Origin of the sequence: Pseudomonas oryziphila (assembly GCF_003940825.1) — a bacterium.
GTDB lineage: Bacteria > Pseudomonadota > Gammaproteobacteria > Pseudomonadales > Pseudomonadaceae > Aquipseudomonas > Aquipseudomonas sichuanensis.
This window is the reverse complement of sequence record NZ_CP034338.1, coordinates 3,973,292-3,986,330: the sequence shown is the minus strand read 5'-3', so window position 1 is coordinate 3,986,330 and position 13,039 is coordinate 3,973,292. Positions and strand designations below refer to the sequence as shown.

The window sequence follows — 13,039 nt, the reverse complement described above, 5'->3', positions numbered from 1 at the left end:
GCTTAGCGGTCCACGTCAGCCATAACGAAGTCGATACTGCCCAGGTACGCGATCAGGTCCGCGACCATGCTGCCTTTGATCACCGAAGGGATCTGCTGCAGGTGCGGGTAGCTCGGGGTACGGATCCGGGTGCGGTAGCTCATGGTGCCGCCATCGCTCGTCAGGTAGTAACTGTTGATGCCCTTGGTCGCCTCGATCATCTGGAACGACTCGTTGGCCGGCATGACCGGGCCCCACGAGACTTGCAGGAAGTGGGTGATCAGGGTCTCGATGTGCTGCAGGGTGCGCTCTTTCGGCGGCGGCGTGGTCAGCGGGTGATCCGCCTTGTACGGGCCTTCCGGCATGTTGCGCATGCACTGGTCGATGATGCGGATACTCTGGCGCATCTCCTCGACACGGACCATGCAGCGATCGTAGGCATCGCCGTTGTGGGCCAGCGGTACTTCGAACTCGAAGTTCTCGTAGCCGGAGTAGGGGCGGGCTTTACGCAGGTCGAAGTCGCAACCGGTGGCACGCAGGCCGGCACCGGTGGTGCCCCATTCCAGGGCCTCTTTGGTGTTGTAGGCGGCGACGCCGATGGTACGGCCTTTGAGGATGCTGTTCTGCAGGGCAGCCTTGGTGTATTCGTCCAGGCGCTTGGGCAGCCATTCGACGAAGTCCTTGACCAGCTTGTCCCAGCCGCGCGGCAGGTCGTGGGCTACGCCACCGATGCGGTACCAGGCCGGGTGCAGGCGGAAACCGGTGATCGCCTCGATCACGGTGTAGGCGCGCTGGCGGTCGGTGAAGGTGAAGAACACCGGGGTCATGGCGCCGACGTCCTGGATGTAGGTACCCAGGAACAGCAGGTGGCTGGTGATGCGGAAGAACTCGGCGAGCATGACGCGAATCACGTCGACTTTCTGCGGCACCTTGATGCCGGCCAGCTTCTCCACCGCCATCACGTACGGCAGGTTGTTCATCACCCCGCCGAGGTAGTCGATACGGTCGGTGTAGGGGATGAAGCTGTGCCAGGACTGGCGCTCGGCCATCTTCTCGGCGCCACGGTGGTGGTAGCCGATGTCAGGGACACAGTCGACGATCTCTTCTCCGTCCAGCTGCAGGACGATACGGAAGGCACCGTGGGCGGACGGGTGGTTCGGGCCAAGGTTGAGGAACATGTAGTCCTCGTTGGCGCCCGAACGCTTCATGCCCCAGGCTTCGGGGTTGAAGCGCGCCGACTCTTCTTCAAGCTGCTGCTTGGCGAGCGTGAGGCTGTAGGGGTCGAACTCGGTGGCACGGGCCGGGAAGTCCTTGCGCAGCGGGTGACCTTCCCAGGTCGGCGGCATCATGATGCGGGTCAGGTGCGGGTGGCCGGCGAAGTCGATGCCGAACATGTCCCACACTTCACGCTCGTACCAGTTGGCGTTGGGCCAGATACCGGTGACGGTGGGCAGGTTGAGGTCGCCTTCGCTCAGCGACACCTTGATCATCACGTCGCTGTTACGTTCGATCGACAGCAGGTGGTAGAACACGCTGAAGTCGGCAGCCGGCAGGCCGCGGCGCTGGGTGCGCAGGCGCTCGTCCACGCCGTGCAGGTCGTACAGCATGCTGTACGGCTTGGCGACGTTGCGCAGGAAGGTCAGGATTTCTTTGAGCTGGGCACGCTTGACCCACAGTACCGGCATGCCGGTGCGGGTTTCCTGGGCGACGAAAGCGTCGGCGCCGAATCGGTTGTGCAGTTCGACGACCACATCCTGGTCGTCAGCCTTGTAAGGCGGAATATAAATAGCGTTGTCCGCTGTCATGGTCTCGGTCGCTTTGGGTCAACGTTAAGAATGAAGCCAGGCCGCCGGCTCCTGGGGGAGCGGGCGGCAGGTCGCTGGATCAGACTTCGTCGGGGCTGCGCAGGTTGGTTACCGCGATACGCTGTTCGCGACGCAGGTCTTTCTGGGCAGGCATCTCGGCACGGTAAATGCCTTGATCGCCGACAACCCAGGAAAGCGGGCGTCGCTCCTGGCCGATCGACTCCTGCAGCAGCATCAAGCCTTGCAGGAATGCTTCGGGGCGCGGCGGGCAGCCAGGCACGTACACGTCCACGGGGAGGAACTTGTCGACCCCTTGAACGACCGAGTAGATGTCGTACATGCCGCCGGAGTTGGCGCACGAACCCATGGAGATGACCCACTTGGGCTCAAGCATCTGCTCGTACAGGCGCTGGATGATCGGCGCCATCTTCACGAAGCAGGTACCGGCGATGACCATGAAGTCGGCCTGACGCGGCGAGGCCCGGATGACTTCGGCGCCGAAGCGGGCGATGTCGTGGGGTGCCGTGAAGGCCGTGGTCATTTCCACGTAGCAGCAGGACAGGCCGAAGTTGTACGGCCAGAGGGAGTTCTTGCGACCCCAGTTGACCGCGCCACGCAGCACATCTTCGAGTTTCCCCATGTAGATGTTCTTGTGGACCTGGTCCTCTAGCAGCTGATCGGTGACGGTTTCCCGTTCACCGACCGGGTACTGCTCGTTGGGCGCATCCGGATCGATTCTGGTGAGATTGTATTGCATGCCAAAGCCTCATTGTTTCAGCTTCGCTTGCCGCTTGCGGCGACCTTCGGGAGCCCAATCGAGCGCCCCGACGCGCCATAGGTAGACAAGACCTGCCAACAGAATTGCTATGAAAACGAGTGCTTCGACGAATCCGGTCCAGCCGCTTTCGCGGACGGACACAGACCATGCATACAGGAAGAGGGCTTCGATATCGAAGATCACGAACAGCATCGCGACCAGATAGAATTTGGCGGACAGGCGCAGGCGAGCGCTGCCGACGGGCAGCATGCCGGATTCGAAGGGTTCGTTCTTGGCGCGGCCCCAGGCCTTGCTACCGAGCAGGCTGGACAGGCCGAGCATGAAGGCGCACAGGCCGACGACACCCAGGAGGAAGATGGCAAAGCCCCAGTTGTGGGCCATGAGTCCTGCCGAATCGGACATGCTAGAAATCCTTATACAGAGACCCAGCTCTGAAGTCTGAAATAAGTAGAGCGGCGACGCGGTGTCGCAGGCGCAGTGACCAAATGTCGCAGCTGAATCAATCGCGCTGATTTTATGGGTAAACCCGGTGCAAGTAAAATTTCCGTTGCAAATTTATTCGTAGGTTTAAGAACAAAAACCGTTCGTAACTGGCTGAAACCCTTGAGTTTCGGGCATTGCGTGCGGTTTTGTTAATTATGTTTCTTACCCGGCGTAATGACGACTTAGTTGTGTAATGATAATTAATATCATTTGGATTGAGCTGTATTGATTTAGCAGTTCTGAGCCTTGCAAAGTTCATTGGGCGGCCTCGCCACTTGCAAATGCGAAAAATGCTCGTTCTAACAGCTTCCAATCTCACGCGTACCGCTCTGGATCAATGGTTCGGAGCTTGGGGTGCGAATCACCGAGGCGGCGATCAGCCACTGGCCGAGCCAGTAGAGCAGGATGATCAGGTACTGTGCGGCGGCAAACGGGCTGACGAAGCGGTCGATGCCGATCAGGCTGTCGGAGAATACGAAGGCGCAGGCGCCCAGTGCTGCGACGCCACCACAGGCCAGGGCGCGCCAGAGCATGCAGCCGATCGCCAGGGCATACAGCGCCACTGGGATCAGCAGTGGGCCCAGGCCGTGGCTGGCGAGCAGGCCGAACAGCGAGCCGCCTACCAGCAGTGCGAGTGCCAGTGAGGGATAGGCTGGGCGCTGGGTCAGGTTGCAGTAACCGCGCAGGTAGGCGAGGTGGGCGCACAGGAACGCGGCCAGGCCGAACACGAACAGGTCGCGGGGGATGGCCAGGAGGATGTCGCCAAGTACCGAGAAGGCCAGGCCGATCATGATCCAGCGGCGGTAGGGGGTGGCGGGCGTGGTGCTCAGCCAGGCGATCAGGGCGAGCACGGGAATGGGTTTGACCAGCAGGCCGAGCAGGGCGTTACCGCTGGCCAGTGCATATAGATAGCAGGCGGCGGCTGCGATGGCGATCAGGATCAGGTGGCTTGGACGGGGCATGGGCGGTCCTTGCTGCTGGGTAGACACAAGCATAGACCTGAACGCGGAGAATGCTTGTGCCGGCCCTTTCGCGGGTAAACCCGCTCCCACAGGTGCTGTGCCGGGCTCAGGGGGAGTGCCGATCCTGTGGGGGCGGGTTTACCCGCGAAGAGGCCGGTGCAGACAAAAGAAAGCCCAGGCTCCTGACGGAGTCTGGGCTTCTTGTTCAGCTCACACCAATCAGTGGAACTGTTCTTCCTCGGTCGAACCAGTCAGTGCGGTCACCGACGAAGCGCCACCCTGAATCACGGTGGTCATGTCGTCGAAGTAGCCGGTGCCCACTTCCTGCTGGTGCGCCACGAAGGTGTAGCCTTTGCTGGCGTCGGCGAATTCCTGCTCCTGCAGCTTCACGTAGGCGGTCATGTCGTTGCGGGCGTAGTCGTGCGCCAGGTTGAACATGCCGTGCCACATGTTGTGGATGCCGGCCAGGGTGATGAACTGGTGCTTGTAGCCCATGGCCGACAGTTCGCGCTGGAACTTGGCGATGGTGGCGTCGTCCAGGTTCTTCTTCCAGTTGAAGGAAGGCGAGCAGTTGTACGACAGCAGCTGGTCCGGGTATTCCTTCTTGATCGCTTCGGCGAAGCGACGGGCCTCGTCCAGGTCCGGCTTGGCGGTTTCGCACCAGATCAGGTCGGCATACGGCGCGTAGGCCAGGCCGCGGGAGATGGCCTGGTCGAGGCCGGCGCGGACCTTGTAGAAGCCTTCACGGGTACGGTCGCCGATCACGAACGGCTGGTCGTACGGGTCGCAGTCGCTGGTCAGCAGGTCGGCGGCGTTGGCGTCGGTACGGGCCAGGATGATGGTCGGTACACCGGCAACGTCGGCGGCCAGGCGGGCAGCCACCAGCTTCTGTACGGCTTCCTGGGTCGGTACCAGTACCTTGCCGCCCATGTGGCCGCATTTTTTCACCGAGGCCAGCTGGTCTTCGAAGTGCACGCCGGCGGCGCCCGCTTCGATCATGTTCTTCATCAGTTCGTAGGCGTTCAGTACGCCGCCGAAACCGGCTTCGGCGTCAGCCACGATCGGCGCGAAGTAGTCGATGTAGCCTTCGTCGCCTGGGTTCTTGCCGGCTTTCCACTGGATCTGGTCGGCGCGACGGAACGAGTTGTTGATGCGCTTGACCACGGTCGGAACCGAGTCGACCGGGTACAGCGACTGGTCGGGGTACATCGATTCGGCCGAGTTGTTGTCGGCGGCAACCTGCCAGCCGGACAGGTAGATGGCCTGGATGCCGGCCTTGACCTGCTGCACTGCCTGGCCGCCGGTCAGGGCGCCCATGCAGTTGACGAAATCTTTTTCTGGGCGGAAGGACGGGTGGGCACCTTGGGTGACCAGCTTCCACAGTTTCTCTGCGCCCTGGCGAGCCAGGGTGTGCTCCGGTTGCAGCGAGCCACGCAGGCGAACGACATCAGCGGCGGTGTAGGTACGGGTCACGCCTTTCCAGCGCGGGTTTTCGGCCCAGTCTTTCTCGAGGGCTGCAATTTGCTGTTCGCGTGTCAGTGCCATGGAAATAAACCTCGTCGCATCGATCTTGAGTGTAATTGTGCTGATGCTCGACAAACGCGGGTCAGAGGGCCGGGCGGCTGTCCTGTTCGGGGGAGTGCGGCGGCGAACGCAGAAGGCTCGAAGGGGGAAGGGTGTGCAGGCCGGGCGAAGGCGTGCGCTGCAGGTTGGCTCGTGGATGCCGTGCTGCGGTGCTACGCGATTGCTGATGACTGCGGTGATGCGCTTCCGTCCCTCGGGACAACTTCTTCGTTGCAGTCGCAATCCCGTCGAACCGCCTTGTGGGCCGTATGGACACGAAGCGCCTGCGCTGGTGGTGTGCAGGGCGCTCCGAAGACCCTTGCCAGGGCCTCTGATTAGCGGGAGCGAGGCCATCATGCCTTTGCCAAAAAGTGCCTGTCAACGATTTTGTAGTGCTTTTTTCTGGTTACTACATCTTTGGTCTAATGCGACTTGCTGGTCAGTTTCAAGGCCTTTGGTCGAGGCCTTGAATTGCCTGGGATCAGTCAAGAAGGTCGACTTTGACACGCAAAGTCATATTTTCCCCGCGCTGGGTGCTGTAGCTGAGGCTTGACGCACTGCGCTCGGCCTGGCTGTCCTGGTTGTAGCCTGCCAGTGTGATCCACTCACCCAGCCTGCCGGTGACCGTCGTGTCGGTGCTTTGCACTTTCACTACATCGGCACGTTCCTGGCTCATTCGGTCATTATTGCTGCTGATTTGCAGGCGTACGGTGTCACCGGTCAGGCGTGGGGTGACGTAGAAACCCTGGGTGACATTGCGGTATTGCGTGTCGCTCTGGATGCGCCCGTAGCCGTCGGTGGAGGTGCTGGTGATGGGGATGCTCTGGCCCACCTGGATCAGCGCCGGTTGCCCTTCGCTGGCCTGGATCTGCTGCAGGCCGCCTTCGCGGTTGGCGGTGCCGTAGTGGATTACCCGCGCATTGCCGCGGTTGTCCTGGAAGTTGCTGTCGTTGTTGTCGACGCTGATCAGCAGGCGCTTGGGTGCGGTATCCAGTTGTTGCAGCAGGGTGCGCAGGTCGTCGATGCGCTCCTGGCTGGCATTGACGATCAGCTTGTCCTCGAAGGAGCTGACGCTACCGTCCTTGCCCAGGAACGACTGGGCGGCGGGCAGCAGCTCGGCGCTGCTGCGGTGTTGCAGGGGGATGACCTCGGTGGCGGCCTGGGCGGTCAGGCTGGCGGCCAGCAGCAGCGAGGCAAGGAGGGGGCGTAGCGGCATGTCCATGATCTCCGCGGGTGGAATGAACATGATGGCAAATTTGTCGGCATCTTGCCGGGCCTGGATCACAGGGGTGTGAAAGGTTGCGGCTGTTGCTGGCCGCTGTCAGTCAATTTACGTAACATCGCCCCCAAATTTCAGTCTCGCCCCTCAAGGCAACACATGTCCTGTGGGAGCGGGTTTACCCGCGAAAGCGTCAGGGAATGCCCCATCGCATTCGCGGGTAAACCCGCTCCCACAGGGCAGGGCGTGCTGCCTTAACTTCCTGTACAGGCCCCCCATGAAACCCGCTCGCCTACGCGCCGACCTGCTCGCCGGCCTCACCACCTCGTTCGCCCTGGTGCCCGAGTGCATCGCTTTTGCCCTGGTGGCCCACCTCAATCCGCTGATGGGCCTGTACGGTGCGTTCATCATCTGTACCCTGACCGCGCTGTTCGGCGGCCGCCCGGGGATGATCTCCGGCGCCGCCGGCTCGATGGCGGTGGTGATCGTCGCCCTGGTGGTGCAGCACGGCGCCCAATACCTGCTGGCCACGGTGCTGCTGGGCGGGGTGGTGATGATCCTGTTCGGCGTGCTGCGCCTGGGCAAGCTGGTGCGCCTGGTGCCGTACCCGGTCATGCTCGGTTTCGTCAATGGCCTGGCCATCGTCATCGCCCTGGCCCAGTTGGAGCACTTCAAAGAGGGTGAGCGCTGGCTCAGTGGCACGCCGCTGTACCTGATGATCGGCCTGGTGGCCCTGACCATGCTGGTGGTCTACATACTGCCCAAACTGACCCGTGCGGTGCCACCGGCGTTGGTGGCGATCCTCGGCGTCGGCCTGCTGGTGTACCTGGTCGGCTTGCCCACCCGCACCCTCGGCGACATGGCGCACATTGCCGGCGGCTTGCCGCAACTGGCCTTGCCGGACGTGCCGTGGAACCTCGAGACACTGAAGATCATCGCGCCCTATGCGCTGCTGATGGCCATGGTCGGCCTGCTGGAAACCCTGCTTACCCTCAACCTCACCGACGAAGTCACCGAGAGCCGTGGCTACCCGGACCGCGAGTGCGTGGCGTTGGGGGCGGCCAACATGGTCTCGGGCCTGTGCGGCGGCATGGGCGGCTGCGCGATGATCGGCCAGACCGTGATCAACCTCAGCTCCAACGGCCGTGGGCGGCTGTCGGGGGTGGTGGCCGGGGTGATGATCCTGCTGTTCGTGCTGTTCCTGTCGCCGTTGATCGAGCGTATTCCGCTGGCGGCTCTGGTCGGGGTGATGTTCGTGGTGGCCCAGCAGACCTTCGCCTGGGCCTCGTTGCGGGTGCTGCGCAAAGTGCCGGCGAGCGATGTGCTGGCGATCATTGCGGTAACGGTGGTGACGGTGTTCACCGACCTGGCCATGGCGGTGATGTTCGGTATCGTCATCGCCGCGATCAACTTCGCCTGGCAGCATGCGCGTGAACTGTACGCCGACAGCCATGTGGATGCGGCGGGCGACAAGCATTACCAAGTGCATGGGACGTTGTTCTTCGCCTCGACCACGCCGTTTCTCAATCAGTTCGACCCGGCCAATGATCCGGCCCAGGTGACCTTGGATTGCCAGCATTTGAGCTTTGTCGATTATTCGGCGATCGCGGCGCTCAAGACCTTGCGCGAGCGGTATGCCAAGGCAGGCAAGCAGTTGCGGGTGGTGCATCTGTCCGAGCGTTGCAAAAAGCTGCTGAAGCGGGCGGGTGAGCAGCACTGAATCATCGCGGGGCAAGTCGCAGCGGCGCACCGCCGCTCCCACGCATCAGCCACAGGCATTGCGTGGGAGCGGCGGTGCGCCGCTGCGACTTGCCCCGCGATGGGTTCATGACTCCCCGCGATTCTTCTTGACGATGGCATCGGCAATGCTCGCCGGTGCCTCGGCATAGCGGGTGAATTCCATGGTGTAGCTGGCCCGGCCCTGGGTCATCGAGCGCATCGAGGTGGCGTAGCCGAACATCTCGCCCAGTGGCACCTCGGCCCGGATGACCTTGCCGGCCGGGGTCTCGTCACCGTCCTGGATCATCCCGCGGCGCCGGCTCAGGTCGCCCATGATGTCGCCCTGATACTCCTCGGGCGTCACCACCTCGACCTTCATCACCGGCTCGAGCAACACCGCGCCGCCTTTCTGCGACAACTGCTTGGTGGCCATCGAGGCGGCGATCTTGTAGGCCATCTCGTTGGAGTCGACGTCGTGGTACGAGCCGTCGAACACCGCCGCTTTGAGGTTGATCAGCGGGTAGCCGGCCAGCACGCCGTTCTTCATCTGCTCCTCGATGCCTTTCTGGATCGCCGGGATGTATTCACGTGGCACCACGCCGCCGACGATCTCGTTGACGAACTCCAGCCCTTCCTTGCCCTCGTCGCCCGGGGCAAAGCGAATCCAGCAGTGGCCGTACTGGCCACGCCCACCGGACTGGCGCACGAAGCGGCCTTCGATCTCGCAGGTGTTGCGGATCTTCTCGCGGTAGGCCACCTGCGGCTTGCCGATGTTGGCCTCGACGTTGAACTCGCGGCGCATCCTGTCGATGATGATGTCCAGGTGCAGCTCACCCATGCCGGAGATGATGGTCTGCCCGGTTTCCTCATCGGTCTTGACCCGGAACGACGGGTCTTCCTGGGCCAGCTTGCTCAGGGCGATGCCCATTTTTTCCTGGTCGCCCTTGGTTTTGGGTTCGACCGCCTGGGAGATCACCGGGTCAGGGAAGTCCATGCGTTCGAGGATGATCGGCTTGTCCATGTCGCACAGGGTGTCGCCGGTGGTCACGTCCTTCATGCCGATCAGCGCGGCGATGTCGCCGGCGCACACATCCTTGATCTCGGCACGCTGGTTGGCGTGCATCTGCACCATGCGGCCGATGCGTTCCTTCTTGCCCTTGACCGAGTTGAGCACCGCATTGCCGGAGCTGAGCACCCCCGAATACACCCGGGCGAAGGTCAGGGTGCCGACGAACGGGTCGGTGGCGATCTTGAAGGCCAGGGCCGAGAACGGCTCCTTGTCGTCAGCGTGGCGTTCAAGGTGCTTCTCTTCATCGTCCGGGTCGGTGCCCTTGATCGCCGGGATTTCGGACGGGGCGGGCAGGTAGTCGATCACCGCGTCGAGCATCAATGGCACGCCCTTGTTCTTGAACGACGAGCCGAGGATGGTCGGCACGATTTCATTGGCGATGGTGCGTTGGCGCAGGGCTGCCTTGATTTCCTCGGTGGTGAACTCCTCGCCGTCGAGGAACTTCAGGGTCAGCTCTTCGCTGGCATCCGCCGCCGCCTCGATCATGTGGGCCCGCCATTCGTCGGCCAGGGCCTGCAGCTCCGCGGGGATCGCTTCTTCGCGGTAACTGGTGCCGTTGTCGGCGTCGTTCCAGTAGATGGCCTTCATCTTCACCAGGTCGATCTGGCCGATGAAGTTCTCCTCGCTGCCGATGGCCAACTGGATCGGCACGGGGTGGTGGCCCAGGCGCTGGTCGATCTGCTTCACCACGCGCAGAAAGTCGGCGCCTTGCCGGTCCATCTTGTTGATATAGGCCAGGCGCGGCACATGGTACTTGTTGGCCTGGCGCCAGACGGTCTCGGACTGCGGTTCCACGCCATCAGCGCCGCTGAACACCACCACTGCGCCATCGAGCACGCGCAACGAGCGCTCCACCTCGATGGTGAAGTCGACGTGGCCGGGAGTGTCGATGATGTTGAAGCGGTACTTGTGCTCGAACTGCTTGGTCGAGCCTTGCCAGAACGCGGTGGTGGCCGCCGAGGTGATGGTGATGCCACGCTCCTGCTCCTGGGCCATCCAGTCCATGGTCGCGGCGCCGTCGTGCACCTCACCCATCTTGTGGTTGACCCCGGTGTAGAACAGGATCCGCTCGGTGGTGGTGGTCTTGCCGGCATCGACGTGGGCGACGATGCCGATATTGCGGTACAGCTCGATGGGGGTCGTGCGGGCCATGGCGGGTCACCTGCGGGTGAAGGTTCTCCCAACTTAGCAGAGCGGGAGAATCCTGCCGTGGCAGGCCGTCAGTCGGCGAGCACTTGCAACTGCCACTGGCCGTCGACTTCCCGGGCCAGGCCGCTGGCCGGCAGCAGGGCCAGCAGACGGGCGTGCAGGTTGGCCTCGGTGAAGGACTTGAGGGTGGTCATGTCCAGAGTGCCGACGGTGACCAGGTCGTTCTTGGTGTAGGACAGCCAGGCTTTCTTCAGCACCAGCAGCACGTCACTGCCGGCGGTGTTGGCGAAGCGGCGATTCACCGTGCGGCCTTCCAGTTCGAAGGTGTGGCGGTGGCTGTAGCTGCTTTCGTCGCCGTTGCCCTCTACACAGCGATGGCAGCGGCAGGCGCCGTCGGCGAAGGCGTTGCGCAGGTAGCTGTTGAAGTCCACGACGGGCTTGAGGGTCAGGCGTTTGTCGACCTCGAACAGGTCGGCGATCAGGGGAAGTTCTGCGCTCACTCGGTATCCTCGCGTGGTGTGGCGTGCATCGGCGGGCACCCTAACAGATCGGGGCATCCAGATCACCTGTTGCAGGCCAGGCCTCTTCGCGGGGCAAGCCCGCTCCCACAGGGATATCGTCTCGTTGTGGGAGCGGGCTTGCCCCGCGATGAGGCCGGTAGAGACAATCGGGAAGGCCTGCCGTACTCTACGCGCCCATACGCCTAATACACCTGTTGAGGTAACCCCGCTTGAGCACCAAGTACCCCTACATCGCCACCGTGACCGTCAGCGCCGAAGACCGTGGGGGCGACACCGAGGCCTCGGAAAACACCAGCATGCGCGTGGGCCTCGAGGCGGTGACCGAGGTGCTGAAGAAAGTGCATTTCGTCGGCACGCTCGCGGCTCCCGAAAAAGGCGCCACGCACATCTGCGTCACCCTGGAGAACGGCCTGAGCTACTACGGCCTGATCGTCAACGGCCACGCCGAACTCGAAGGCGGCTGGATCGCCTTCGAATGCGACATGCCTACCCCCGAAGAACTCGGGCTGTAAGCCTCAGCCGAGTTCCGCCAGGCACTGCTCGAGGATATCCAGCCCTTCCTCGAGCACCTGTGGCTCGATGGTCAGCGGTGCCAGCAGGCGGATGATGTGCCGCGCCTTGCCGCTTGGCATCAGCAGCAGCCCCTTGCTACGCGCCGCTTCCAGCACCTTGGCCAGCGCCGCTGGCGCCGGGCTGCCGTCGGCATTGAGCAGTTCGATGCCACGCATGGCGCCGGTGCCGGTCAGGCGCCCGAGCGCAGCGCACACCCCTGAGGTTTTCCAGCGCGCATGGCGCGCGACGATGGCCTGTTCCTGACGTTCGCCCCAGGTGGCGAGGTTGGCATCGGTCATCTGCGCCAGGCTCGCCAGCGCCGCTGCACAGGCGATCGGGTTGCCCGAGTAGGTCCCGCCCAGTCCGCCCTTGGGCAGCGCATCGATGATTTCCCTGCGGCCGACCACTGCGCCCAGCGGCATGCCGCCGGCGATGCTCTTGGCCAGCAGCAGCAAGTCGGGCTCTATGCCCAGGCGGGGGAACGCAAAGCGTTGCCCGGTGCGGCCGAAGCCCGACTGGATCTCGTCGATGATGATCAGGATCCCGTGCTCGTCGCAGAAGCGCCGCAGCGCCTGGGCAAAGGCCGGGTCCAGGGCGAGGAAGCCGCCTTCGCCCTGCACCGGCTCGAAGATGAATGCCGCCACGTCCTCCACCGCCAGCTCAACGCTGAACAGCCGCTCCATGGCCTTGAGCGCCTGCTCGCAGGTGACCCCGGTGTCGGCACTGGGGTAGGGCAGGTGGTAGACCGGGCCGGGCAGCTCGCCCACGCGTTGCTTGTAGGGCGCGACCTTGCCGTTGAGGTTGAGGGTGGCCAGGGTGCGGCCATGGAAGCCGCCGTCGAAGGCGATGATGGCGCGCTTGCCGGTGGCGCCACGGGCCACCTTCAGGGCATTTTCCGCCGCCTCCGCGCCGCTGTTGGTGAGCATGCCTGCCAAGGGGTAGCTGACCGGCACGAACTGGCGCAAGCGCTCCATCAGCTCCAGGTACGGGCCATGGGGGGCGGCGTTGAACGCATAGTGGGTCAGGCGCGTGGCCTGCAACTGGATCGCCTCGACCACTGCCGGGTTGCAGTGGCCCAGGTTGAGCACGCCAATGCCGCCGACAAAGTCGATATAACGTTTGCCGTCGGTATCCCACACTTCGGCATTACGGCCATGGGAAAGTGTAATCGGGTGAACGATGGCGATGGACTGGCTGATACTTTCCTGATTCATGTGCACGCGGCCTGTTGTTCGAATTA

Annotated in this window: 11 protein-coding genes; 2 read left to right on the top strand and 9 right to left on the bottom strand. The window is 63.1% G+C overall.

Translation table 11 applies throughout. The features are described from left to right. Nucleotides 1-2: 2 nt before the first annotated feature. From nuoC to EJA05_RS18725, 6 genes are all read right to left on the bottom strand, one after another. Nucleotides 3-1,784 carry an NADH-quinone oxidoreductase subunit C/D gene (gene nuoC / locus EJA05_RS18755; RefSeq protein WP_125859386.1) on the bottom strand — a complete coding sequence of 594 codons (1,782 nt, stop codon included), beginning with the start codon at nucleotides 1,782-1,784 and terminating at the stop codon, nucleotides 3-5. A 79-nt stretch (nucleotides 1,785-1,863) separates the two neighbouring features. Then, the gene (locus EJA05_RS18750) at nucleotides 1,864-2,541 is read right to left on the bottom strand and encodes a NuoB/complex I 20 kDa subunit family protein (RefSeq protein WP_008096180.1); all 678 of its coding nucleotides are present in this window, start codon (nucleotides 2,539-2,541) and stop codon (nucleotides 1,864-1,866) included. Nucleotides 2,542-2,550: 9 nt separating this feature from the next. Beyond that, nucleotides 2,551-2,964 (bottom strand): NADH-quinone oxidoreductase subunit A, encoded by a 414-nt coding sequence (locus EJA05_RS18745; RefSeq protein WP_110993934.1) that lies wholly within the window; start codon nucleotides 2,962-2,964, stop codon nucleotides 2,551-2,553. Between the two features lie 380 nt (nucleotides 2,965-3,344). Continuing rightward, the gene (locus EJA05_RS18740) at nucleotides 3,345-4,007 is read right to left on the bottom strand and encodes a lysoplasmalogenase (protein ID WP_125859385.1); all 663 of its coding nucleotides are present in this window, start codon (nucleotides 4,005-4,007) and stop codon (nucleotides 3,345-3,347) included. Between the two features lie 219 nt (nucleotides 4,008-4,226). Then, a complete protein-coding gene (gene aceA / locus EJA05_RS18735; RefSeq protein WP_023630475.1) occupies nucleotides 4,227-5,552 on the bottom strand; it encodes an isocitrate lyase in 1,326 nt (441 codons plus the stop codon). Nucleotides 5,553-6,051: 499 nt separating this feature from the next. Beyond that, nucleotides 6,052-6,816, bottom strand: coding sequence for a secretin N-terminal domain-containing protein (locus EJA05_RS18725; protein ID WP_190306004.1), 765 nt, complete (start codon nucleotides 6,814-6,816; stop codon nucleotides 6,052-6,054). Between the two features lie 250 nt (nucleotides 6,817-7,066). Between EJA05_RS18725 and EJA05_RS18720 the strand changes: the two genes are divergently transcribed. Next, entirely contained in the window at nucleotides 7,067-8,509 is a 1,443-nt protein-coding gene (locus tag EJA05_RS18720) for a SulP family inorganic anion transporter (RefSeq protein ID WP_125859383.1), read from the top strand. Between the two features lie 105 nt (nucleotides 8,510-8,614). On the opposite strand, the gene fusA is transcribed toward EJA05_RS18720, so the two are convergent. After that, the gene (fusA, locus tag EJA05_RS18715; protein ID WP_125859382.1) at nucleotides 8,615-10,729 is read right to left on the bottom strand and encodes an elongation factor G; all 2,115 of its coding nucleotides are present in this window, start codon (nucleotides 10,727-10,729) and stop codon (nucleotides 8,615-8,617) included. A 68-nt stretch (nucleotides 10,730-10,797) separates the two neighbouring features. Then, on the bottom strand, nucleotides 10,798-11,226 hold the full coding sequence (locus tag EJA05_RS18710) for a hypothetical protein (protein ID WP_125859381.1): 429 nt from the start codon (nucleotides 11,224-11,226) through the stop codon (nucleotides 10,798-10,800). A gap of 230 nt (nucleotides 11,227-11,456) precedes the next feature. On the opposite strand from EJA05_RS18710, the gene EJA05_RS18705 reads away from it, so the two are divergent. Beyond that, nucleotides 11,457-11,759 carry a hypothetical protein gene (locus EJA05_RS18705; protein ID WP_125464782.1) on the top strand — a complete coding sequence of 101 codons (303 nt, stop codon included), beginning with the start codon at nucleotides 11,457-11,459 and terminating at the stop codon, nucleotides 11,757-11,759. Between the two features lie 3 nt (nucleotides 11,760-11,762). Here the strand turns inward: EJA05_RS18705 and EJA05_RS18700 are convergent, their stop codons facing one another. Next, complete coding sequence (locus tag EJA05_RS18700; protein ID WP_125859380.1) at nucleotides 11,763-13,013, bottom strand: 2-aminoadipate transaminase; 1,251 nt, start codon at nucleotides 13,011-13,013, stop codon at nucleotides 11,763-11,765. Between the last annotated feature and the right edge of the window lie 26 nt (nucleotides 13,014-13,039).